Raw genomic sequence first — 24,508 nt, forward strand, 5'->3', positions numbered from 1 at the left:
GCCCCGCGTTTGGCTCCGAACGCGCCTGACCTGTAAGACTTAGCGTACGACTACACTGTGCATATCAAATCGCCAACGCAAGCGTGCGAGGCTTTCACAGCGTGCTGTGCGTTTTATGTAGACACTATCATGCCAAGCAGCGACCAAACTTCGGGAAGCTTCACGCTCCCCGGCAGCAGGCGAGGACCTTTGGCAGAGCGTTCGTGAGAACGCCGAAGACTCGCTCAGCCCCGATGACTGAGCCGACGCGCAAGCGCGTCGGCCCCTTCTCGTCAGGGGGTGACTTCAGCGGGTTCGTCCGCGCGAACGGAAGCCGCGGGCCAAAGCGTCAGGGCAATTTCAAAAAGCGTGGTCCCTCGTGCGCGGATTTCTACGTCTCCCCAAGCGGTTCCATTGAAGACCTGGAAATAGTGGTTCAGGACGTACAAGCTTTTGCAGATTTCCAAACGCTTCACTTCAAACGGGTCGTTGCTGGCTGCCGAATTAAGAGGACCTGTCAGCAAGGTAAGGTTGCCGAATGAGTGCAGATACATCTGGCGCAAAGCCATAGCTTCGGGCGTGGCTTCGGGCAGTGGGTAGTAACCGTGCTGTTCCCAGCTCTGCGGGAGTACGTGCTCCAATGTCAGTGCTTCGGCTGCGGGAACCGGTACCGCTTCATGCTTGGCAGTGCGCATGGCCAGTTCAAGCCGCCGGAAAACGGCACTCACCTTCGCCTGCTTCAGTTCCTTGTACACCGGCCGATTGAGCCAACGCTCCTTGAACGTTTCATCGGTCGGCGCAGCCTGGCTCGTGCCACTGAGCGCGCCAAGATACGGTCCGATGGCAAGTGCCGGGTCTTCAGCGACAGCAAGGTGTTCGAGCAGTTTCAAGAACACCCTGTTGTACCCCTTGGTCGTTGCACCGCAAATGGCACGTCGAACGATGTATGACTCGAGGTCTTTCAATGCGTGGCCGAGTAGCGGGTCATCGGTTTCGTACCTTTCACGCAGGAAAAGATAGACGGGAGTCACTGTGCTCACATCGAGAGCGTGCGCCATCCGGGAGAAGTCCGCGATGGCGGAGTCACCTGCGGGCGAAATGAACTCACGGAAATGTTGTGCCGACCGCGTTATGCTGGACAACTCGGTTTCCAATTGCGGCTTGTTGCGGCTCCACCATTCCTTGTAGCCTTGAAAGACATTCGCGACCTTGATTTCAGCCGCTCGTCGTAGCACCACATAGTGGAAGAAGAAGAGGTCAATACGTGGGTACGTCAAACGACCTTGTGTGAACTCAACCCGCCACCAGTTGTTCGACGTTGGTTGACCTTTCAGGTCGAGCTCAGCATCAAACCCCTTCCAGTACTTGGCGTAAAGAGGCTGCACTAATGGTTTCTCTTTCGTCTCCTCCCGATGGGCCTGCAAAAAGATGAAATTGCGAACGAGGTCGGAAGCGAGCAGCGGCGCTCCTCGAGCGTTGAGAGTCTCGAAGATGACTTGGGGGTCGTCATCGTCATCGAGCTTCAATGTCATCAGTTGCAGGTAACCGTCAAGCGCCTTATGAATTGCATACAACCTTGTGGCGTCAAGTTCCAGGGACGAGCTCAACTCCTCGATGCACTCATCTTCCTCGATTCGCTCAATCAACTTATCCGACAGCGTCGCGTCGGGGTCTTCCACGAGTGAGTCTGTCAGGTCAAGGCCTCGCATATATGCAAGGGTCGCGTGGTAGAGATACAGATAACTTTGGACCATCAGCGGTCGTTCGCGCTTCGGCGAACGCTTCGGCGCATCTTTTTCCCTCAATGGGTACCTTCTGCAAACTTCTTCGGCGCTGCCTGCCTCGGTCAGTGCACGGATGTCCTCGCGCCCGGCTTCGGTCGGCCATACCTTGAAGCAATCGTTCGGGTCGCTGTAGGCACCCTCGTTTCGGGTCGCCATTGCGAGCATGGATGCGAAGCCCTTCTCCGGCAGACGAGCCGCAACGTCGCGCAACGCCAACATCAAGAGGTAGAGCGTCGTCGTACGCTGCTGACCATCAATCACTTCCCACGTATTGACGCGCCCGAAGTTCATGTCGTCGTCGCGACGCTCCAAAACAACAGAGCCCAGAAAATGGCTCTGCATTTTTTCGAGCCGGAGCCCGCTCGCTTGAGCTTTTTTATGCGCAATCAGGGCATCGACCCGGTCCGTTATGTCTGTCCAAAGCGGCGCTACCTGCGTCTTAAGCGTCCAGACGTATCCGCGCTGGAACACGGGAATCATGTACTGAACGGGTTGGCTGAAGAGTCCCGCAGCCGAAGTCTTGTAAGGGAGCATCCGTTAGTTTCCTGTTTATTGGTCCACGCCAAGTGTGAGGCACGGGGGATGGTTTTCAAATTCGCTTGGTCATCGTGATGGGCCGCAGCATCTGACACGGGATGCCGCGGTGCCGACATGCTGACGACTGCCCGCATCACCGAGCGACCGACGGTGCCCCACCCGAGCGTGCTCGCAAAGCTTCATACAACTGCGCAGGCCCCAATAGGATGTCCTTAAGGCCGTCACGCACACGTTCGGAGCCGAGCGCCTGGGTGCTCATCGTGCTGTGCGCCTCAAACGCATCCATGATTGCATGAAGAAGCGCATCCTTGAGGTCAGGCGAATTAGCGAACTGTTCTTTGCTGTTGCTCATCGCCTGCTGCATCAGCGTGTCGTTTTCGAGCAGCTTGCCCTTGATTACACCGTTCACATAAACCAGTTGGTCATCGTCGGTGAGTTCGCCCTCGAATAGACCATTTACCTTCGCGATGATTTCATCGAGGAAGGCCTGCTGCTTCTCCTGCACCGAGCCACTTCCGACGGCATCCATCGGGGGCAGCTTGGGCGCCTCACCGTGCGCCAGAATCAACGGCTGCCGCCCGGTGTTTTTCAGATTATGGTGTGTCAGCACGACCTTGGAGAGGTCTACCGTGTCGCGCTCGCGGCCGAACTCAAGCAGCGGTACCAGCCGCTTGAAGAACAGGAAGCGCTTTTCGATGTCCGTGTTGCCGTAATCGAAAATCTGTGACAGGAACGCGTACAGGCGGATGAAAGCGCCCATATCATTTTTGAAAAGCACGAGCGCGTCAAGCGCATCTTTTGCGGCCTGAGCGGCCTTGTCGTCGTGCTGCTCCTCCGCGTGTGTTCGCCCCTGCCGCAAGGCATTGTAGCGTTTGAGAAGCCGGTCAGCGACAGGGGCAATTGCCGCGTCCAACTGGGCCTGCGTGCCCTTCGGGTCCAGGTCCACCTTCGCCACCCGCTCGACCTCGAAGTCATCATAGTGGCCGCTCGCATCGAGCTTGGCGCGCAGGTCATAGACCTTGTGGGGGTCCGTCGTCGCCGCCAGTTCAGCCGTCTCGTAATAGGTCTTAAAAGCCTTGAGAATCTCGCCGGCATCGTTCACGAAATCAAGAATGTACGTCGTGTCCTTGCCGAAATGCGCCCGGTTCAGCCGAGAGAGCGTTTGTACTGCTTGAATGCCGCCCAGCATCTTGTCGACATACATGCCGCACAGCAACGGCTGGTCGAAGCCCGTCTGGAACTTGTTGGCCACCAGCAACAGGTGATATTCCGGCTCGCCAAACGCATCACGGATGTCACGGCCTTTGAGGCCCGGATTCAACTTCTTGCTAGTCTCGCTCACCGGCGATGGAAAGCTCTCTGGGTCGTCGATTTCACCAGAGAATGCGACCAGCACGCCCAACGGATAATTCTGTTTCTCGATATAGGCGCGAATCGCCTTCTGCCAGCGCACCGCTTCTTTTCGACTGGCAACGACGACCATCGCTTTCGCGCGGCCGTCGAGCAGCGGCAGCACGTTCTCGCGGTAGTGCTCGACGACAACCTGCACTTTTTGAGTGATGTTGTACGGGTGCAGCCGGACCCACTGCATGATGCCCTTCATCGCCGTGCTGCGCTCGACTTGTTTCTCGTCAAGCTCGTGACCGTTGTGCGCGAGTTTGAATGCGAGCTTGTAGCTCGTGTAGTTTTTGAGGATATCGAGGATGAACCCTTCCTCGATTGCCTGGCGCATCGAATACACGTGGAACGGCTGCGGCAGGCCGTCCGGGCCGGGGCGACCGAAAAGTTCGAGGGTCTTCTGTTTCGGTGTGGCGGTGAAAGCGACGTAGGTCAGGCCTTTTGCGCCGGTGCGCGCTTCCATCTGCGCGGCCAGCAGCGCTTCCGTGTCTATTTCGCCGCCGTCCTGCAGCGCATTCCACTCCTCGGCGGACAGCAGTTGCTTGAGCTTCGAGGCCGCTTCGCCCGTCTGCGAGCTGTGCGCCTCGTCGGCGATGACGGCAAAACGCTTGCCTTCCGTCGCGGCCAGCTCCTGCACGGCCTGCAGCGCGAACGGGAAGGTCTGGATGGTGCAGACAATGATTTTCTTGCCGTCTTTCAACGCCTCGCTGAGCTGGGCGCTCTTGCTGCCGTGCTCGTTCGTGATGGTGGCGACCACGCCAGTGGTGCGCTCGAAATCGAAAATGGCTTCCTGCAACTGCGCATCGAGCACCGTACGGTCGGACACGACCAGCACGCTGTCGAACATCTTCTTATGCTCTGCGTCGTGCTGGTCGGCGAGGAAATGCGCCGTCCACGCAATCGAGTTGGTTTTGCCGGAGCCAGCGGAATGCTGGATGAGGTAACGCTCGCCCGGACCCTTGGCCAGCGTATCGGCAACAAGCTTGCGGGTCGCATCCAGCTGGTGATAGCGCGGGAAGATGACGCTCTTGGGCTGCTTCTTGTCGTCGCGCTTGCCAATCAGATAGCGGCCGAGGATTTCGAGCCAGCTCTCGCGGGCCCACACGTCTTCCCAAAGGTACGCCGTAGTGAAGCCGTTCGGGTTCGGGACATTTCCGGCCCCACCGTCGTTGCCTCGATTGAAAGGTAGAAAGACTGACGACTTGCCCTCGAGCCGCGCACACATCATGACTTCGCTCTGGCTCACCGCGAAATGCACCATCGCGCCCCCAGGAAATCTCAGCAGCGGCTCAGACACGCCGCCTTTCGGATGCGGATGCCGGTCGTAGCGATACTGGTCCACGGCGTCCTGCACGCTCTGGGTAAAATTCGACTTCAGTTCGACCGTAGCAACCGGAATACCATTGACGAACAGAACGAGGTCCAGTTCTTCGAGCGGGTTATTCAGCGAATGTCGCACCTGACGCACCACGCGCAGCCGGTTCGCGGCGTAACGTTGCAGGATGGCCGGGTTGATGGCGAGCGCCGGCTTGAATTGCACCAGTGACAACGGCTCTTTCAGGCCAAGCATCTCGACACCGCGCCTCAGCATGTCGAGTGTCCCGCGTTCATTCATACCCTTGCGTACACGTTCAGCCAGCCGCTCGCTCAAGGCTGGACCGTGCGTCTTGGTCAGGCGCTGCCAGCTGTCAGGCTGCGTCTCTTCAATCCAAGCCAGCAGGTCGGGAAGATAGAGGGCATTCGCGCGGTCATAGTGGGCAGCATCGCCTTCGGCATACAGCCAGCCGTTGGCGCCCAGGTGCTGGCAAATTTCCGCTTCGAAGTGGTGTTCCTGGTGCAGGTTGCTCATTGTTGGCCCGTATGCATTCGCTGTTGTTTTTCGATGGGAGCAGGCTGGCGCTGCCGCTCATGCGGCCATCTACTCTGGGGCTGTCTCGGGCACATCGATTTTCCCGGTGACGGCGGCAGCAATTAGTGCCATGCGGCGTTCCGTAAGAAGTTCGATTGCACGCTGAGCTTCAGCCCTGAGGTCGTCCAGCTTAGAGGTTTCACTATCGAGATACGCAACAATCGCTTCCTGTTCTACCGGAGGAGCAATCGCCACCATCAATTGCCCGTATCGCGTCGGGTTGAGATTGCATTGCCCGATGGCTTCAAATGCTCGAGAGCGCACATCACCCAATAGCCCGGGCGTGTTGAGAAGATACGCAAAAAATCTAGAAAAATGTCCAGCGATAAGGCGGATGCGAACAAGATAGGACGCGAAGGAAACGGCAGCATCGCCCTTTCCGGTAAACAGACCGACTTTTCCGACTAAAGCAATGCTATTTGTTCGATTAAATAGAATGTCGCCAGCTCTTAGCAAGAGACTTGTATCGACATTATCGACGTACTTCAAATCGTCAAGATGTACCTTGCCATCCGATATGTTGCCCATGCGCAGCACTGCAACATCGCCTTCAGCACTCAGCGAATCCGAAATTCCGTAATCGACCGACGCAAATACCCTTTTAAGCTGACAGACTTTCCAATGCATCGGCACCTCACCAAGCCACTCCACACTCGAGTCCTTCATCGGCGCGCCGGGATTGAGGCCACGGGTGACCGCGTGCGAGATGGTGGCCCGGCGCTTTTCTGCCAGCAGGGTGACGAGCTTTTCCTGCTCGGCAATCAGCTCATCAATCTTCCCAGTCTCTTGGTCAAGAAAGGCGGCGATGGCGGACTGTTCTGCGAGTGGCGGCAAGGGCAGAGTAAAACTGCGAAACTCATCCTGTGACAGGTTTTGCATACTTGAACTGGTACCGGCGCATGCTCTCTCAACCTGCGCCCGGTATGACGGCGTGTGACTCCAGAAATGAACAAATCTCGGGCATGCATCCTTGAAATGCACTTGCCACAACCGGTCAGGTAGATAGAGGTTTGCGCGGCTCTGACGGACAACGCCAGCCGCGCCCACAAGGTCAGGGGTATTCATTCTGCTGACAATCAGCGTCCCCTCCCTGACCGGGCAGGCCAATCGGTCCAGTTCTTCCGGTACAACCGATTTGTTTTCTGAGGGGACGAATTCTCCGCCATAAACGCAGCTCGTTTTGAGAACTCCGGACTCATCTTCTCCGGCAGGCGCGTCAATTGCGTTGACGCTCACTCCCGACTCGATGCACGCAATCACCTGCTTGAGGCGCGACACCTGCCAATGCGTCGGCATCTTCCCCAACCATTCCACCCCACTGTCCTTATATTTCGGATATTTCGGCAAGCTCATTCAGCCAGCTCCTCGAGCATCTTCATGATATTCGCCGACACCGCTTTCAGCTCCTCGTCAATCGTGTGCAGGTCGCGTGGCGGCTCGAATACGTAGAAGTGGCGATTGAACGGAATCTCGTAGCCGACTTTGCTTTTCTCTTCGTCAATCCAGGCGTCAGGCGCGTGTGGCAACACTTCCCGCTTGAAGTAAGCATGGATGTCGTCGGAAAGCGGCACGTTCTCGGTATCGCGTAGCGCACTATCCACTTGCGGCTTGCCTTTCTGCTTGCCCTTCAGGCCGAGCACTAACTCATCGTTCTCGTCGAGAAGCGGCCGTTCGACAGTAATGGTGGTGTAGCCGAAATCTTCGTTCCTGAATATGCGCGAAATCGGTACCGACTTCACGTTGCCGCCAGTGGGCACTTCCGGCGCACGCACGCCAGCAGGTAAAACCCAGCGGGAAAGCTCTTTGCCGTCACCGTCCAACACCGTAGCCAGCTCAGCTTCGATGAAATCTCCGAAGAGCCGAGTCACAGTCGCGATTTGCTCGTCCGACATCTCCTTGCGCTTGCTTCCAAGGCTCTTGCGCATCTTCAGCCAGAAACTGGACGCGTCGATAAGCTGCACGTGACCTCTGCGGTGCTGCGGTTTTTTGTTTGAGAGAATCCACACGTACGTCGTGATGCCGGTGTTATAGAACATGTCCGTCGGCAGGCCGATGATGGCCTCCACGAGGTCATTCTCCAGCACGCAGCGGCGGATTTCCGATTCGCCCGAGCCGGCACCGCCGGTGAAAAGCGGCGAGCCGTTGAGCACAATACCAAAGCGGCTGCCGCCTTCTTGCGCCGGGCGCATTTTGGAAAGCAGGTGCAACAGGAACAGCATGGAGCCGTCAGAGACCCGTGGCAGACCCGGTCCAAAGCGGCCATCGAAACCCTTCTGCTCATGCTCCTGGCGAACCGCCTTCTCGACCTTCTTCCACTCCACGCCGAACGGCGGATTGGAGAGCATGTAATCAAACTTGCGGCCACCGTGGCCATCGTCGGAAAGCGTATTGCCGACCACGACATTGCCCACATCCTGGCCCTTGATGAGCATGTCGGCCTTGCAGATGGCGTAGGACTCGTCGTTCAGCTCCTGCCCGAACATGGTCAGGCGTGCATCCGGGTTGTGCTCCAGCAGGTATTCGCCTGCCACAGAAAGCATGCCACCAGTCCCTGCGGTCGGGTCGTAGATAGTACGAACCACCGCATTGCCAGGAGTCAGAACATCGTCGTCCTCGATGAACAGCAGGTTCACCATCAGGCGGATGACCTCGCGGGGCGTGAAGTGCTCCCCGGCCGTCTCGTTCGAGATTTCCGCGAACTTCCGGATGAGCTCCTCGAACACCAGTCCCATCTGCGCGTTATCGACGGCGGACGGATGCAAGTCGATGTTTGCGAATTTCTCGGTGACCAGGTAAAGAAGGTTCGCCTTCGCCAGACGTTCCACCTGCGTGTAAAAATCGAAGCGCTCGAAGATATCTCGGGCGGCAGGGGAGAACGCCTGGATGTACGCGTAGAGGTTCTGCCGGATATGGTCTTGGTCTCCCAACAGTTTCACGAGGTCGAGCGGTGAGGTGTTGTAGAACGACTGTCCCGCCTTGCGGGTGACGAACGGGTCCGGATTCAGCCCCGCCTTGGTCTTGGCTTCAAATTCAGCAAGCACGGCCGCCTTGGTCGGCTCTAGTACGCAATCGAGACGGCGCAGGACGGTGAAAGGGAGGATGACTCGGCCGTACTCAGATTGCTTATAGTCGCCGCGTAACAAGTCGGCAACGGACCAGATAAAGGAAGACAGGGCCTGATGGTTCATTTGCGATACCTATATACCCGTTACTGCTTGTTCGTATGTCGGCCGCACGAGGCGGACGGTGATTTGGCGTTGTCGTAGTTAACGGCGCGCAATTTCGGGGATTTTACATCCCGGCCCCGCAAATCGGAGGCAGAAATCAGACTGGCAGATGCGGGTAGGGCTCGGCCAGTCGCGGCAAATCGGAGACGCGGCGACCCTTATTGGTTCAAGCGGCCGGGCAGTGAGGGCTGCCGGAAGCCCAGTTCAGAGCATCGTTCCGGTGGCATCGTTGATGCACGGCCCGTGTGCGGAGACTAACGGTTCGATGTCCATGGCAGGCGCACACTCTCCAGTCCTGAGGCGCAGACTCAAGTTCTGCGGAAGCCGGCCGTTATATAACGAAGAGCCGAATAGCCTGTTTATCGCGGCGGGGAGCATAATCGCCCGGGGGCGTGCCGAACCACGAAACAAAAGCGATTGGCGTTTGATTTTATTCAAACAGCACGACCTCGTGCTTGACACAGAGACCAGTCAATACATGAAAACCAGAATTTTTTTTCTCTTAGCGGGAATAGCCTGGGCACCGTTCGCCTTCGCGGAAGGTTCCATCGGCACCGTTCTAGCCGACAAGCAGACCGTGCTGTTCATACTGGTGAATGTGGGACTGACGATATTCTTCGCCTTCGTCAGATTCGACAGATTCTCGGTTGTCCATGGCCCGGAGGTTTTGACGACGGTTGGCATTCTTGGCTGCTTTTCCGGAATTGCCATGGCGTTGCTGCATTTTGATGCCACGAATGTGTCAGAAAGCGTGCCCCACCTGCTCGAGGGGGTGAAAACGGCTTTTCTGGCGTCGGTCAGCGGAGTGTTCGGCTCCTTAGTTATCCGAGCGCGGCACTATTTTCGGAAAACTCCTATCCCTCAGACCGTCGGCGCACCAAAGTCTGCCACTCTCGACGACGTGGTAGCTGCGACGCAGGCCCTCCAACTCAGCTTGTCCGGAAACGAACAAGGCAGCCTTCTCTCCCAACTGAAATTGATGCGCCAGGAACAGGGTGACGAGCTTCGTCTACTCCGAACGTCCTTCGACACGTTCGCACAGAAGATGACGGAAGACGGTTCTAAGGCTCTCATCGAGGCCTTGAAGGAGGTCATCCGGGACTTCAACGCTCAAATCAATGAGCAGTTCGGCGAGAACTTCAAGCATTTGAACTCGGCCGTAGAAAAACTCGTCATTTGGCAGCAGCAGTACAAGGAAGAACTCGACAAGCTGCAAGCGCTTCAAAAAGCTTCTGCTGACGACCTCCGGGGCGCTTCCGCTGGCCTGGCGTCATTTATTGACCGGGCTTCTGCTTTTGCTCAAATGGCAGCGGCGCTCGAGGAAACGCTCAAGGGCCTTGCGCAACAACACCAGCTTATCGACAAATCGCAACGTTCGATGGCCGATGTTCTCTCCCAGATGAAGGATGTCACGCCGCAGTTCTCGCGCAAGGTCGACGAAATGACCGAATCGATGAAACAAGGCGTGGCTAAGGTGCAAGCGGACGTCGGCGATGTGGTTAAAAACTTTGGAGTTCAGGTGCAAACTTCATCGTCAGAGATGAAGCAGCTCCTAACCGACACACTTCGCAAGTCACAGTCCGAAGTTAATGATGGCCTTGTCCGTTCAATGGACGCAATCCGCCAAAGCGTTGTCACGTTGGACAAGGGATTGCAAGAAGAGCTCACAAAAAGCCTCCAAACGCTCGGCCGTCAGCTCGCGTCGCTTTCAGAAAAGTTTGTCTCAGACTACACACCGCTCACGGACCGCCTGAGAGAAGTCGTTCGAATCGCCGGCACCGCCTGAGGTCGAAATGGATTTTGAACACAGCAACCAATCCTACTGGATACCAATGGCGGACCTTATGACGGGTCTGATGATGGTTTTCATGTTGCTTACCGCCGCTTTCATGCTGCGGGTCGAACAGACAACAACGCTTGTCGTCAAAGAGTATGAAACGACCAAACGCGACATGCAGCTCGCGCTACAGAAGGAGTTTGCGAAGGACCTGAAGCAATGGAACGCGGAGATTCTCGGCGATATGACCATTCGTTTCAATGACCCGACTGTCCTTTTCGCCACCGGCTCCTCAGAGCTGAGGCCGCGCTTCAAGCAAGTGCTTGGTCAATTCTTCCCACGCTATGTGGCATTGCTGACATCCGGCCAGTACAAGGGCGCCGTTAAGGAAATCCGCATCGAAGGACACACGAGCGCATTGTGGACCGGCACCACTGATGAGAAAACCGCGTACTTTAGGAACATGGAGCTATCTCAAGCGCGTACACGGAGCGCTCTCGAGTATCTACTGTCGCTGCCGTCGGCGCAGGGTAACGAAAAATGGCTTGTGCAGCATGTGACGGCAAACGGGCTATCGTCATCACGTCCCGTGTCCCAAGACGCGCAGTCTGAAACGTCGCAGGTTGCGAATCAACGCGTCGAGTTTCGCATCGTTACTAACGCGAGCGAAAAGATGGACCTCATCGCAGATAAGCTGGCGAAGAAATGAGCTTCGAGCTGCCTAATTTCCTGGACTGGAGCTCCTTGAACGCGTTGCGGCAGAAGATGGGCGCGCCGCTTTCGGTGAGCTTTGTTCCCGACCTCAGATTCAAAGAAATCGACCTCCCTGTACTCGAGCGTCTCCAAAAGACGGGGGTCGATGTCAAGTTTGACGAGGTCGAGGTGCTCAGCGACGGTACGCTGGCCTACAAGGGCTATCGGGTCTTGCTATATATCAGGGACATCTCGTCAATCGGGCACCAGGAAGACATGCCACGATACCATCTTGCCTATTGCCGGACACTCGATAAGATGCGCCGGAATTCCCGATTTGACCGCTACGTTGTGGCGAACGGAGAAAGCGGAAAATTCCAGGTCAACGTTATCGAGAACGGCATCAGGACCCAGCACGTCAGACTGAACGTCTGCCAAAACTGTCTGGACCAAATCCATTGGGACGGCTTCGCGATGAAGATGCCGCGTGAGGGACGTCTCGCGCTTGTATCGAGATTTGCCCTTCCGGATTTCTTCAAGAAGTACTCGCGCGACCTGATGGCTGTCAGGCCGAAGCACACTTCCGACACCGCGCCGCTAAATGACTATTCGCAGGATTGGAGTGAGGTATCAGAGCGTACCAAGCGACAACGCGGGTACCGATGCGGCAAGTGCAGCACAATGCTCCGACAAACCGATTCAAAATTCCTACATGTCCATCATCGCAACGGACAGAAACACGACAACCGGGACTCAAACCTTGACGTGCTCTGCATAGGATGTCATGCGGAAGAGCCGATGCACGGGCATATGAAAAATCTGCCTGACTACAGGACTTACATGGACCGGTATCGTCGCTAGATGTGGGACTTTTCCGAGTCCGGCTTCGAAATAAACTCATCGACATCACGATAATTGCCTGCGCAGAAGTCCTCTTGCCCCATTGTCCGAATCTTCAGTAGCGCAACCGTCTGCTGCATGTCTTCATCGGATTCGCATCGTGCACAACCAGCTTTGCTTCCCGCTGTGGGGGTGAGCGGGGATTCCATTGGCTTGACGTGGCTTCATATCCGCTCCGCAGGGCCGAGTCAAAATCGCGTTTTCGTTTCGCGGGACACGACGAAGGCTGCATTATGCTGCCAGCCGATGTTCATAGTATGGCCGGTCGCGGTCGTCAAGAATCGCATATTGTTTTGCGAGGTCAGACGCGTTCGGACTCAACCATGCGTCAATGTATTCTGCCTTGATTGGAATAATGCACCGGTCATGACCGGCGGCAGCGACCTCAGGCGGAGGCTCGTCAATTATCGCAGCAAATGACAGCAAGTCCGGCTCGCCCTTGCTAGTCCATCGGGACCATAAGCAGGCGACCAACATATCGTGGGGCGGATTCGGGTCAAACTGGAGGACTACATTCTCATCCTTCTCACCTGGCCCAAGCTCGCGCCCTTCCATCTTGGCACGGCTAACGTTCTCGTAAAATTCGCTGACCACAAGAATGCCGTGCGAGTAGCCAAATAGCGGCTTCCAGAAACCCTCGAGATTGTCGCGACGAGCGTTATACGTGCCCGGGAATTTCACATCATAGTTCGCAGGCTTGCCAGCAATACGGCACTGATATCGCATCGGCTTGATAACGCGCTGGCCGTCCTCGATGACGAGCACCGGAGCGTAGTGGCCCGGGAATATGCGCGAGTCACGTGGCTTAGGTTCGGTGCGCCGAATGTCGTCGAGCCAACCGAGAGCCTGTTCAATCTTGTTCGTTGCGATGCGCTTGCTCTCGGTCGCTGCTTTTGTGACCTTGGTCTCGAGTGAACGCTCTGCGTCAGCCAGTCGCTTGCGCTGTGCAAAGAGGTCTTGTTGGAGTTTTGATGTCTGTTCCACTTCGAACCTGTCGATAAAGGCCTTGATGGCGCCTTCGGCGTCAGTTTGCGGCTCAGCGAACGCGTCCTCCATCGCCTTGGGTATCTTCGCCCTGCTGATGCCTTCGGCGCGCTCGAAAAACAGCCGCGCAAATTCGCTTATGTCCATGATGGCGCCGAAGGTGCGCACGAATTTTCGGTAGTCAGCCAGAATCTGAGCCGAGTAGCACATCGATGCCTCCGTTTCATGCTCCCATGATACGCATTCTCTCGAACGCGCGAGCGCGACGAATATGCGGCGTCGATGAATGGCCCCGTGAACTTTGGCCGGCATCAAGCTGCCAAAGAACATGGGGCCACTCGGACATTTGCGTATGGCAAGCGTACTGCTGGTAGACGATGATGCGGAGGCTTTGGCCGCGTGGGGCGCCTGTTGCGCCGCTGACGGATTTGAAGTAAGAACCGCGGGCGACGGCCAGACGGCATTGAAGATGTTCATCGAATCCCCAGTCGACATAGTGGTCGCCGACTGGCGCATGCCGGTGATGTCGGGCAGCGAACTCTGTCATCGTTTGCGCACGCTGCCTGGACTAGCTGACGTCACATTCATTCTGGTTTCGGGGGGAGCCCAGCCCACCAGCCTTCGTAAGCTACGACGGCTTTCTCCGCAAGCCTGTAGATGGGCAAATTTTACTGACCGCAATGCGTCGCTTGCTGGCGGACCACGTAACCCATCGGGAGCAACAGCGCGGCAAGCCAACCTAGTCGAAAAGCCGCCTCTTGTGCTGACGAGGCAAATCGAAATATGGCTGTTGAAAGGAAATGCAGCTTCCAGAGGCAAATGGCAAGTCAGCAAAAATTTCTGCTCGCAGTAATCAGGCCGCCGAGCAGATGAGACATATCGAAAAGGCGCTGTGCGACCAGATGTCGAACCTCGCCCTGGCATTGCCACGTTCCGTACACGGCAAGTAGCGATGCGCCGAGCGCTTCCTTTCTCTGCTTCTCAAGCAAGCCGGGCCACACGATGACATTCACGTTGCCGGTCTCGTCTTCAAGCGTCACAAACATGACCCCCTTCGCAGTGCCAGGCCGTTGCCGTACGGTAACAAGACCACAGCCTCGTGCAAGCCGTCCGTCGCGATAGGTGCGCAGCGTCGACGCTGGCATCAGGCGATTTGCGAGCAGTTGCGGCCGCAGCAGCTCAAGCGGATGTCGACCTAGTGTGAGACCGACCGACCGATAGTCCGCGACGATGTCGTGCGCCTCCGTCGGCGCGCCCAGTTCAGGAGTCTCGTCCTCAATGGCCGCTATCGCAAGCATGTCTTTGTCCGGCACAGCGGCGACAGATTGCCAAAGCGCTTCGCGACGATTGCCGGCAAGGGAGGCCAAGGCATTGGCATCGGCAAGGACATGCAGGTCTTTGCGGTCAAGCTGTGCTCTGCGAGCAAGGTCGCTAACGCTCTCGAACGGCCGAACCGCTCGAGCGTTCTCAATCCTTTCTGCCGCGCCGTCCTTCATGCCGCGAAGCAGCGACAGACCGAGACGGACAGCTGGTCGCGTCGAGCCGGCGCTGTGCTCAAGCACTGAGTCCCATCCGCTTATGGCCACATCGACCGGCAACACCTTGACGCCATGACGCTGCGCATCCTGTACAAGCTGCGAAGGCGAGTAAAAACCCATGGGCTGCGAATTCAGCATCGCAGCCAGGAACGCTTCCGGTTCGTGGCATTTCAGCCAACTGCTGGCATATACGAGCAGGGCAAAGCTGGCGGCATGACTCTCCGGGAACCCGTACTCGCCGAAGCCCTTGATTTGCTCAAAAATGGACTCGGCGAAGGCGAGGTCGTAGCCGCGCTCCAGCATCCCGTTGACGATTCGGTCATAGTATTTTTCAAGACCGCCTTTGCGCTTCCATGCGGCCATGGCTCTCCGGAGCGCATCGGCTTCGCCTGGCGTAAAACCAGCCGCCAGGATAGCCACTTGCATGACCTGTTCTTGAAAAATCGGCACGCCGAGCGTGCGACCAAGCGCTGTCTTGAGCGCATCGCTTGGATAGGTGACCGGCTCGAATCCCTGGCGGCGCTGAAGGTAGGGATGGACGGCGCCGCCCTGAATTGGACCCGGGCGCACAATGGCAACCTCGATGACCAGGTCATAAAACGTGCGAGGCTGCATGCGTGGAAGCATCGACATTTGGGCGCGCGATTCAATCTGAAACACACCGACGGTGTCCGCAGCCGAAATCATCTCGTACGTCTTCGGGTCCTCGGCGGGGATGTCCTGCATTTCAAAGCGTTCGCCGCGCTGTTCTGAAACGAGGTCGAGCGCTCGCCTTATAGCTGACAATATGCCGAGTGCAAGGACATCTATCTTGAGCAACCCCAATGACTCGAGGTCGTCTTTATCCCACTCGATGACAGAGCGGTCTTTCATGGCAGCGTTCTCAACCGGGACAAGGCGCGTCAGCTTGCCCCGGCTGATAACAAATCCACCGGAGTGCTGGGAAAGGTGACGCGGAAAGCCAAGCAGTTGAGATGCAAGCTTCGCCCACGCCTGTATGAGAGGCTTCTCCGGGTCAAGGCCGGACTCCGCGAATCGCTTCAGGAGGTCTTGACTGCTATCGAACCAATGATGCGACTTCGCCACCAGGTCTACAATCTGCGGGTCAACGCCGAGTGCCTTTCCAGTCTCGCGGAGTGCACCGCGTGGTCGATACGTCGACACCGCGGCCGCAATAGCGGCCCGGTCGCGACCGTATTTTCGGTAAATGTATTGAATGACTTCTTCTCGCCGCTGATGCTCGAAGTCCACATCAATGTCTGGCGGCTCGCCACGCTCCTTGCTGATGAATCTCTCGAACAACATATTGCCGCGTGCGGGGTCGACCTCTGTCACACCCAGGCAGTAACAGACAGCCGAGTTGGCAGCCGACCCGCGCCCCTGACAGAGGATGTGCTGGCTCCGCGCGAAACGGACGATGTCGTACACGGTCAGAAAATACGGCTCGTATTGGAGGTCTCCAATCAGGTCCAGCTCATGTTCAATCTGCTCCTGCACTTTGTGCGGAATGCCCGACGGAAAGCGTCGCTGTGCGCCGATGTACGTTTCCTGCCGAAGATACGCGGCTGGGGTGATGCCTGCGGGCACCAGTTCGTCGGGATATTCGTAGCGCAACTCATCGAGAGAAAACGTGCAGCGACTCGCAATGTCCACGGTCGCAGCGAGCGCATCGTCCGGATACAAATTGGCCAGCCGCAACCGCGAGCGCAGATGCTGTTCTGCATTGGGCGCGAGGTCATAGCCGCATTCATGAACAGGCTTGCCGACGCGGATGGCAGTCATTGTGTCCTGCAGGGGCTTCCTGGAGCGCACATGCATGACAACGTCGCCGAGCGCAACTACGGGCACATCAAAGTTGCGAGCAACAAATTCAATTGCGCCTCGGTGGATGTCGTCCATCGCCCGCTGATGGAGGACAAGTCCAACCCAGGCGCGGCCAATGAACGTATCATCGAGCCACTCGACCTGCGCTTCCAGAACGTCCTCTTTCGCGGGGAAATCCGGGATGAGAATCGCTAGGCAGTCTGGCACTCCCAGCAGATGACGATATTCCTTATCTGGTCGCGACAGGTCCTGAGGCGTGAGTCGATATTCGCCCTTCGGTGCACGTGTCCGGGCGAGAGTGATGAGTTCGGACAGGTTGCCGTATCCCTCTCGATTCTTCGCCAGCAGGATAATTCCGAACGCCGGCGACCCGTCGGCGTTGACCAGCTTGAAGTAGGCGCCGACGATAAAAGGAAGCTTCGCTGCCTTCGCGGCCACGTGAGCGCGGACTACGCCAGCAAGTGAGCACTCATCCGTTACGGCGAGCGCTGAGTAACCCAACTGGGCCGCGCGTTCGGCAAGCTCCTCTGCGTGCGAGGCGCCGCGCAGGAACGAGAAATTTGACCGGCAAAAAAGCTCGGCGTATGCCGGAAGGATATTGAAGGTCGTGTCCACAGCACCTCACCCAAATAGGCCATGGAGGAACCAGCGCTGCTCTTCTTCGGCGTCGCGGCTGCTGACGCGTTCCCGGTAAATCCAATAACAGCTCGTGTCTTCTCCCTGCGCGACGAAGTAATCGCGCGTGACGAGTTCGCCGTCGAACCAACCAGCTTCAATGCGTTCACCGGGCGATACCATGCGCAACGGCGAACCATAAAAAGGGCGGTGCTGACGCATCAGTAATCGCACCGGCGTATCGAGCATCCAGGTAGGTCTCGGCAGACCGTCCGGGAGCGTGTCTGGTTTTTTCTTTTGCGATACCGGAACCCAACGGTTCGCAATTTCCGGGCGATGGTCAGCTGTCGGCGCCGGCCGCAGGACGTTTTCCTCGCCGAGCCGTGCGACAAGTAGCTCAAGCAGCTTCTGATGGTCCTCTTTCGAGCCACCGGGTTCGGGGAAAAGCGTGTCGGACGCTGGCGCTGCGGTCTCCACGTTCGTCGCATCAAGCCGCAAAGCAATCATCGGCGCGGCCAGTTCAATACGATGCAACCGCTCCTTCAGCAGTCTGACCAGATGTTCTTCGCGCCATGTCGGTTCTCCCAGTGCTATGTCGACAATGGTTGGCTCCGTGGCATCGCGTCCGCGCTCATGTTCGAGTGAGAGACGAACGCCTGTGACTGCGAGTTGTTTGGCGCAAAGCCATCCACATAGCTGCACAATCAGCCGATGTGCAGCAAACACCGCTCCCTCTGCGTGCTCAAGTCGGTCTGGCATCTCGATGCGCGCAGAGAAGGTCGGCGGCAGCTCGAGCCAGTCAAACAGTTCGGGTGCCGTGCCGAAGGCGCGGTCAAGGGAGTCCAGCAAGTGTTCGCCGCATCGGCGTTGAAGTCCTGCGCGAGGTAGGCGCCGTATGTCCGCGATGGACTCGCAGCCCAAGCCATTGAACCAGTCGAAAAACCGACGGACCTCGGGGACAGCGACCATCGGCAGCGCGGAGAGGCGATGCTCAAGCGACGCCAGTTTCAATACTCGCCGGTTGCCATGCTTTGCGAGCAACCAGGCGCCCTGCCCGGTCGGCGCTGCGCTGATGCGTGCGGTGAAGCCGAGCGCACCGAGGACGGCTTTCGCCTCGCGACACAGTGCAAGCAGGCCGCCGAATAGGCGCAAACTCGCGCCGACCTCGACGACGACCGTCGCTTCATCGAGCAGTGCGACTTCGGGCGAGAACCGCATCAGCGCAATGCCAACCTCGCGCTGCGCCGCGCCTTCGCGACCCATGTCGCGCTCATGCATTTCCGTCTCGGGCGACAGTGTCAGCACACCGCCGCGCTTCATCCCAAGACGAACTCCTGCTGTGCGGGCAGTGGCATCCGCAATGACAACCTTGTCTTTCTCGAGCACGGCGCTGCCGTGAGTAGGCTCAGGTGACCACTTCGGTCTGAAGACCTCGAGCGGCAACTTCGGCAGATGAACGGCGAGAAAGACGCGCATGTCGGGAAAGCAGAACGGGGGTTGGTTGAAGGGGAATCGACAAGGGCTCTGCGCGAGAGGGTCCTCGTCGTTTCACAATGTCCACAGTCAGGCCGTCGGCTGATGGTCTGAGTGCGAGACGCAACAGCGCTGGCGACGCATCCTGTGCAGAGGCCAGCGGCCGCACCATGATGAAAAGCGTCTCCGATGACTGGGCAGCAAGGTGCAGACGTCGAAGCGATGAAGCCTGCGCGTACTGCGTCCAGAAAATCAGCGCGCCGCAGCTGCCGGCACGAAGAATCTGCTCCGCCGACCACAATGCATCCGCGGTTTTCGGCGTCTTTACGCGAAGCACCTGGTCCAGAGAAAGCCCGATGTAACTCAACCCCAGTCCGTCAGGGGTATGAGGCGGCTGCACGAACGCGACCGGTCGATGTCCAGCCGCGCTGAGCGCCGGACGCAGCAGCCGGAGTTCGCCTACGCCGGCCTGCTGGACGAGCAGGTCGACTAGCGCGCCAACTGGCCATCCACCACCCGGCAGTTCCGCTGACAGCGCCGGATACCCAGTCTCGACGACCCTGCCGCGACTACGGGCGAGCTGCGACGCCCGCCATAGCGATGGGTGTATTTCCTCAGCAAGCACGGTAGCGGTAGACATTGGCAGCACAAAAACCTGTATATTTATACAGTATCGTACACGCAAATCCATGCGAGTGAACTGACACTTTTTTTGCGGGTTGAACGATGGACGTGCCCAGAAACAGTCCGTCAATGCAGCAGATGCGTTCGCTCGGAGGCGGATGTTGGCCGCGTGCTTTATCCAGAGGGAGACTTCAACATGAGAGCGGACGAATGGGTTCGGGAAGCCGAACGGGAATCAAAGCTTGTGGACGCCCTGTTCAAAGCGCGTCATCTGATTTCGATGCATAACGGCATGACCGTACGATGCGACGGTGAGGAATGGCCGCTTGATTTCGGCCAAGAGCTGAAGGTGATTGACGCTACGTTGAAGATGGCAGGAATCGACACTGCACGGCTCAAGCAGTAGATACTTGTCGAGCCGCTCGAGTTTAGGCAATCATTGATGAGAAGCGGACGGAGGACCGACAAGGGTCGACAGATGCAGACTGACAAATACCGTGGATACACCCTGTGGGGCCATGCCATCCTTCAGCAGGACGACATCTTGCGACCGGAGCGCTTCGCCAGCAGCGGCACAATTATGCGCGACTCGAAGGTCGTGGCGGCGTCTGGGGTGCTCGACGCATTCGATACTGATGAAGAGGCAGAATCAGCAGGTCTTGCGTGGTGTCGCGCGTGGGTCGATAGCCACGGGTAGTGAGGGGAAGGCGCTTCGCCGTCGATTGCGTCAGCTAACGTAGGGCGACACATAGAGCGGGCCCGACGCCGCATTGCCGTGTCGCATTTGTCACCGGGTTTGCTGAGCGAATGGGTTGATGGGGTACACCTTCTCGGGTTCCTTGACCCGTTCGAGCATCTGGACCTTAGACCAGTCCGCCACCTTTGCCTCCAGGCCCCGCACCACATTGGTTTCCAGCGGCTGTATTCCAGCGTCACCGTTGAAGTTGGCACTGAACGCTGAGTGAAACCGATACTGAAAGTATCCTGAGACTTCGGCTATTCGCTCAGGCGTTTTTGAGTCCGTGTAGATGACGGACTCGGGCGAGAACGGGTCGTAGTAAATCACGTTCGGGTAGTCAGTGTTGACTGCAACGCGCGGCTCATCGCAGACCATCAGCGACCCAACTAGCTGAATTGAACCTTTCATGCCCTTCGGCGTCTTGAATACCCAGATTCGCTCGGGTAATCGTCCCGCGAGTTCCGAGAGCTTTGGGTTGTTGGAACCAAAGTACCCGACCTCACGGTTCTTGAGGTTGGTTTCGAGCTTTTGCCAGTAGTAGAAGATGTCCATTCAACGACGCTTGATTGTTCGGTTGGTTGATAGATAGATACATGGTGATTTTACCAACTCGGTGCATGCGGCCCGTCTGGCGCTCGTCAAGAGTAGGCGTATCGTTGGGTGTCAGCTGCAGACTCAAAATTTTTTTGCAGGCAAATCTCCCACGCACGCGGCCAGATTTCTGCTCGCAGCGTGTCCCATGCAAAATCATCACCCCTGTTGCGCGGTATACATACTGCTGTCCGTTCCGCGGTGCAGCCGCGCGACTGGTCGGACATCAACGGCAGCGGTCGCGGGACAACCGGTACTGTGGGATAGCCTTGAGACACCGGACAGGGTGGCGAAGTTAGCGCCCTGAGGCGAACGGCTGACGGGCGACGCTGGCTCCGAGGGGCATCTCATGATGCTTTGGAACGTGTCTGAAGGTCTCGCTCAGGATAAGGCGGGGCTCAACTTCACCAAGGGGCATTCACAGAAACAAGAGATGTACGCCAGAGAACATGCTCAAACGTAGGAAGGTGGAACGAGAGCGTTACTGGGTTACGCCGCGAGACGACGCTTGCGGCTCGGCCGGCGGCGGTCGTGCCGGATGGCGAAGAGCGACGCTGGGTCCTTCGGGTCGAGACGCACCCAGCCTTCGCCGTATCTTGCGACAGCACGGGTCTGGTACCGAGTACCGCGAGACCATCTGACGCCTGATATTCAAGGCTTGAACCCGGAGCTAACGTCGTTCGACAACCGGATGAGCTCGTCAATCACCACGCGGACTCGTGGCTGGACATATTTTGTTCTCGGCCAGATGACATGAACCGGCATCTCCCCACCAGACCATTCCTTGAGGATTTCAATCAGGTCCCCGTTGCGAAGATGCGCACCCACAAGCCAAGTTGGAAGCTGAGCCATGCCGCAACCGGCTACCGCAGCATTTAGCATCGCCTCACCGTCTCCCCACTCATGCCGCGCTCTCACCGGCGTGAGTTCAAATTCGCCAGCGTCATTCCGAAGCAGCCACGCGGGCCGGCGACTTCGCTGTAACCCCGCAATGCAGTCGTGATTCAGAATCAGGTCTGCCTTGTCTTTAGGCTTCCCGTGTTCTTTAAAGTATTGAGGCGAGGCGCAAATCACCAGACGCTGTTCCCCAAGTCGTCGCGCGGCAATGTCAGCGTCATCCTTCAATTGGCCGATTCGAACGGCAACATCGACGCCTTCGGCGATAAGGTCGACCAGCCGTTCGCTGAAATTCGCCGAGATGTCCAGCCGAGGATAGCGGCGCGAAAGTTCGAGCAGCGACGGAAGCACGTGTCGCCGGCCAAAGGTGGCCGGCAACTCAATTCTGACCCGGCCCACCGGTTCCTGGTGTCCTGTGGCCAAAAAGCTCTCCGTCTCGTCCAAATCCTCAAGCACGCGCAGACAGCTGGCCAAGTAAGCCTCTCCTTCGTTCGTTAGGGTGAGCCGCCGCGTGGTTCGATGAACCAGCTTGGCCCCGATACGTCCCTCTAACCGCGTGACGGCTTTGCCGACCGCACTGCTGGTCAAACCAAGCCGAGCGCCGGCCGCCGTGAAGCTTCCCTCCTGGGCTGACAGGACGAACTCGTTGAGTCCATCGAATCTATCTTTCGACATGATTTGAGAATCGAGGGATTAAGTAAATGGAATTCTAGGCGGTTAATGGCCTTCTCGGACGAAATTAAAATGGAGCCAACATGGAGAACCCGTATGAACGCCAACGTTGAACAGGGCTTCAGCCGCGCCCAGCTTTCTGAACAGCGTGCTTATGCGCGGCTCTTTTTGCGAGAGAAGCTGACCGTCGGCCTAATTCTGCCGCTTGAAACCCACCCGAACAGGCCGGCGCCGACGATGCGAGACCACGTTACGATGGCTCAGAAAGCCGATAGTCTCGGCTTTGCTGCCCTCTGGATGCGCGACGTCCCGTTCTATGACCCAGACTACGGCGATGTCGGTCAGGTTTTCGACCCCATTCCGTATATCGCCTATCTCGCTGCCTTTACACGGAAAATAGCGCTCGGAACGGCAGGAATCGTCTTGCCGATGCGTGAGCCGTTGATTCTTGCCAAGCAGATAGCTTCGCTTGACCAACTATCGGGCGGGCGCATGGTCTTGGGCCTCTCATCTGGCGACCGCCCGGCCGAGTACCCTCTCTTCGGCATCGACTTTGAGACAAGAGGCGAGCGCTTCCGTGATGCTTTCGGTGTCTTCACCAGAGTGCTGCACGACGATTTTCCCCGGTTCTCTTCGCCCAGATTCGGAAGCTCGAGTGGAACGCACGACCTTGTACCGAAGCCGCCATTCGGTGGGACGCCGACCGTTGCAATCGGGCGAGCACAACAAAGCTTCTCCTGGATTGCTGAGAACATGGACGGGTTCATTGGCTCCTCCCCGGTGCCCGAACAGCTGCCATCGTTCGCGAAACAATGGCACGCTCAGGTTGAACAGAACTGCGGTCCTGAAGAATTCAAGCCTCTTGGTATTGGTGGATTTCTCGACTTGGTAGAGGACCAGAATGAGCCGCTTATCCGCACGCGCGGCGGATTTCGAGCCGGGAGCAAAGGCCTTGCGAACTTTCTGCACGACGCTCAAACGGCGGGCGTGAATCACATCGCGCTGAATCCCAAGGTTAGTCGACGCCCGTACGCTGACCTGATGGAAGAGCTCGCTTCCGAAGTCCTCCCGCACTTTCCTTCACACTGACGATGTGCACCCGAGTCCGAATGCACGCTGGCTCCCTGACGTGGTCATGCAAATCCATCTATGAAAATTATTTTCGAACCATTCAATCTCTCTGGCACCGCACTAAAGAATCGCATCGTCATGGCTCCGCTCACGCGAGCACGCGCGTCGCGCGAAGTCGCTGATGAACGCATCGCCCTCTATTACACGCAGCGCGCTACTGCTGGCCTGATTGTCAGCGAAGGCACTTCGATTTCGCGAGAAGGAACAGGGTATCTCTTCAACGCAGGCATCTACACGCCGGAGCAAATCGACGGTTGGCGTCTGACAACTGATTCCGTTCACGCCGTCGGCGGAAAGATTTTCGCGCAACTTTGGCACGTCGGCCGCGTTTCCCATCATTCAATCCAGGAAGGCGGGAAGGCCCCCGTCAGCGCCAGTTCCAAACAGGCAGTGAACGCGAAGGCCTTTGCTTACGACGATAGCGGGAAGCCCAACCCCGTAGACACGCCCACGCCTCGCCAGCTCGAAACGCAGGAAGTTCGGCGTATCGTCCAGGATTTTGCTCAGGCTGCCGAGAATGCTATGAGGGCAGGTTTTGACGGGGTCGAAATTCATGGCGCGAACGGCTATCTGTTCGAGCAGTTCATGAACCCGCTCGTCAATGACCGGAGCGATTGCTACTCAGCCGACAACATTGCGAATCGGTTGCGCTTCACTCTCGAAGTCATCGATGCCGTTGCTGGGCGTATCGGTGTTGCGCGGGTCGGCATTCGAATTTCGCCTTACGGCAAGCTATTCGACATGCCCTTCTATCCGACCATTGATGCGACATACACTGAGCTCTGCCGCGAAATCGGGAAGCGAAAGCTCGCGTATGTTCACGTCATGAATCAGTCGGGATACTCGCGCCTGGACAACGCTCTCGAACCTGAAGCCGAGTCGGGATTCATGGCCCTCCTGCGTCTCCTGAAGGGCTTTCTGCCACATACTGCGCTCATTCTTGCAGGTGGTATGTCGCGAGAACTTGCGGAGGAAATGATTGACGCTGACGTCATCGACCTCGTCGCATTCGGCGCAGCATTCATCAGCAACCCTGACCTCGTTGCCCGCCTTCAGAATGATTGGCCATTGAGCCCGGCGAATCCGGCGACCTTCTATGGTGGCAGCGCAGAGGGTTACGTGGATTACGCTCCCTACGCTCCGTCTTGAGGGCAATCGTGGTGCCAGATGCTAGGGTTATCGACCTTGGCAGATTTCGAGACTCTATCTTCCAGAC

18 protein-coding genes are annotated in these 24,508 nt (G+C 57.5%); 8 read left to right on the forward strand and 10 right to left on the reverse strand.

Annotated elements, in window-relative coordinates; genetic code table 11:
• Positions 1-272: 272 nt before the first annotated feature.
• From OKW45_RS26610 to OKW45_RS26625, 4 genes are all read right to left on the reverse strand, one after another.
• On the reverse strand, positions 273-2,297 hold the full coding sequence (locus OKW45_RS26610) for a DUF262 domain-containing protein (protein ID WP_429472035.1): 2,025 nt from the start codon (positions 2,295-2,297) through the stop codon (positions 273-275).
• A 136-nt stretch (positions 2,298-2,433) separates the two neighbouring features.
• Entirely contained in the window at positions 2,434-5,547 is a 3,114-nt protein-coding gene (locus OKW45_RS26615) for a type I restriction endonuclease subunit R (protein WP_429472037.1), read from the reverse strand.
• Between the two features lie 69 nt (positions 5,548-5,616).
• Entirely contained in the window at positions 5,617-6,960 is a 1,344-nt protein-coding gene (locus tag OKW45_RS26620; protein ID WP_429472040.1) for a restriction endonuclease subunit S, read from the reverse strand.
• Positions 6,957-8,795 carry a type I restriction-modification system subunit M gene (locus OKW45_RS26625; RefSeq protein ID WP_429472043.1) on the reverse strand — a complete coding sequence of 613 codons (1,839 nt, stop codon included), beginning with the start codon at positions 8,793-8,795 and terminating at the stop codon, positions 6,957-6,959. The genes OKW45_RS26620 and OKW45_RS26625 overlap by 4 nt, the downstream gene beginning before the upstream one ends.
• A 517-nt stretch (positions 8,796-9,312) precedes the next feature.
• Between OKW45_RS26625 and OKW45_RS26630 the strand changes: the two genes are divergently transcribed.
• The 3 genes from OKW45_RS26630 to OKW45_RS26640 are packed head-to-tail and all read left to right on the forward strand — an operon-like array spanning position 9,313 to position 12,165.
• Positions 9,313-10,620, forward strand: coding sequence for a hypothetical protein (locus OKW45_RS26630; RefSeq protein ID WP_429472044.1), 1,308 nt, complete (start codon positions 9,313-9,315; stop codon positions 10,618-10,620).
• A 7-nt stretch (positions 10,621-10,627) separates the two neighbouring features.
• A complete protein-coding gene (locus tag OKW45_RS26635; protein ID WP_429472046.1) occupies positions 10,628-11,320 on the forward strand; it encodes an OmpA/MotB family protein in 693 nt (230 codons plus the stop codon).
• Complete coding sequence (locus tag OKW45_RS26640) at positions 11,317-12,165, forward strand: HNH endonuclease family protein (RefSeq protein WP_429472047.1); 849 nt, start codon at positions 11,317-11,319, stop codon at positions 12,163-12,165. Before OKW45_RS26635 ends, OKW45_RS26640 begins: the two co-directional genes overlap by 4 nt.
• Before the next feature lie 270 nt (positions 12,166-12,435).
• On the opposite strand, the gene OKW45_RS26645 is transcribed toward OKW45_RS26640, so the two are convergent.
• A complete protein-coding gene (locus tag OKW45_RS26645) occupies positions 12,436-13,398 on the reverse strand; it encodes an SOS response-associated peptidase family protein (RefSeq protein WP_429473366.1) in 963 nt (320 codons plus the stop codon).
• 142 nt (positions 13,399-13,540) lie between these two features.
• Between OKW45_RS26645 and OKW45_RS26650 the strand changes: the two genes are divergently transcribed.
• Complete coding sequence (locus OKW45_RS26650) at positions 13,541-14,041, forward strand: response regulator (RefSeq protein WP_429472049.1); 501 nt, start codon at positions 13,541-13,543, stop codon at positions 14,039-14,041.
• On the opposite strand, the gene OKW45_RS26655 is transcribed toward OKW45_RS26650, so the two are convergent.
• Genes OKW45_RS26655 through imuA form a run of 3 tightly spaced genes read right to left on the reverse strand, consistent with a single transcriptional unit; the run spans position 14,016 to position 19,278 of the window.
• The gene (locus OKW45_RS26655) at positions 14,016-17,165 is read right to left on the reverse strand and encodes an error-prone DNA polymerase (protein ID WP_429472051.1); all 3,150 of its coding nucleotides are present in this window, start codon (positions 17,163-17,165) and stop codon (positions 14,016-14,018) included. The genes OKW45_RS26650 and OKW45_RS26655 overlap by 26 nt on opposite strands.
• 6 nt (positions 17,166-17,171) lie before the next feature.
• Entirely contained in the window at positions 17,172-18,641 is a 1,470-nt protein-coding gene (locus OKW45_RS26660) for a Y-family DNA polymerase (protein WP_429472052.1), read from the reverse strand.
• A complete protein-coding gene (gene imuA / locus OKW45_RS26665; RefSeq protein WP_429472054.1) occupies positions 18,571-19,278 on the reverse strand; it encodes a translesion DNA synthesis-associated protein ImuA in 708 nt (235 codons plus the stop codon). Before imuA ends, OKW45_RS26660 begins: the two co-directional genes overlap by 71 nt.
• 180 nt (positions 19,279-19,458) lie before the next feature.
• Between imuA and OKW45_RS26670 the strand changes: the two genes are divergently transcribed.
• Together OKW45_RS26670 and OKW45_RS26675 are read left to right on the forward strand one after the other, a co-directional pair.
• Positions 19,459-19,668 (forward strand): hypothetical protein, encoded by a 210-nt coding sequence (locus OKW45_RS26670; protein ID WP_134138565.1) that lies wholly within the window; start codon positions 19,459-19,461, stop codon positions 19,666-19,668.
• Positions 19,669-19,740: 72 nt separating this feature from the next.
• The gene (locus tag OKW45_RS26675; protein WP_120290231.1) at positions 19,741-19,959 is read left to right on the forward strand and encodes a hypothetical protein; all 219 of its coding nucleotides are present in this window, start codon (positions 19,741-19,743) and stop codon (positions 19,957-19,959) included.
• A 90-nt stretch (positions 19,960-20,049) separates the two neighbouring features.
• Here the strand turns inward: OKW45_RS26675 and OKW45_RS26680 are convergent, their stop codons facing one another.
• Both OKW45_RS26680 and OKW45_RS26685 read right to left on the reverse strand, forming a co-directional pair.
• Positions 20,050-20,553: a hypothetical protein gene (locus OKW45_RS26680; RefSeq protein WP_106305224.1), complete on the reverse strand. Its 504-nt coding sequence runs from the start codon at positions 20,551-20,553 to the stop codon at positions 20,050-20,052.
• 690 nt (positions 20,554-21,243) lie between these two features.
• Positions 21,244-22,164: a LysR family transcriptional regulator gene (locus OKW45_RS26685; protein WP_429472056.1), complete on the reverse strand. Its 921-nt coding sequence runs from the start codon at positions 22,162-22,164 to the stop codon at positions 21,244-21,246.
• Positions 22,165-22,257: 93 nt separating this feature from the next.
• On the opposite strand from OKW45_RS26685, the gene OKW45_RS26690 reads away from it, so the two are divergent.
• Together OKW45_RS26690 and OKW45_RS26695 are read left to right on the forward strand one after the other, a co-directional pair.
• The gene (locus OKW45_RS26690; RefSeq protein WP_429472058.1) at positions 22,258-23,250 is read left to right on the forward strand and encodes an LLM class oxidoreductase; all 993 of its coding nucleotides are present in this window, start codon (positions 22,258-22,260) and stop codon (positions 23,248-23,250) included.
• A gap of 60 nt (positions 23,251-23,310) precedes the next feature.
• The gene (locus tag OKW45_RS26695; protein WP_429472059.1) at positions 23,311-24,441 is read left to right on the forward strand and encodes an alkene reductase; all 1,131 of its coding nucleotides are present in this window, start codon (positions 23,311-23,313) and stop codon (positions 24,439-24,441) included.
• The last annotated feature ends 67 nt before the right edge of the window (positions 24,442-24,508 follow it).

This window comes from Paraburkholderia lebeckiae (assembly GCF_050436225.1).
Lineage (GTDB): Bacteria > Pseudomonadota > Gammaproteobacteria > Burkholderiales > Burkholderiaceae > Paraburkholderia > Paraburkholderia tuberum.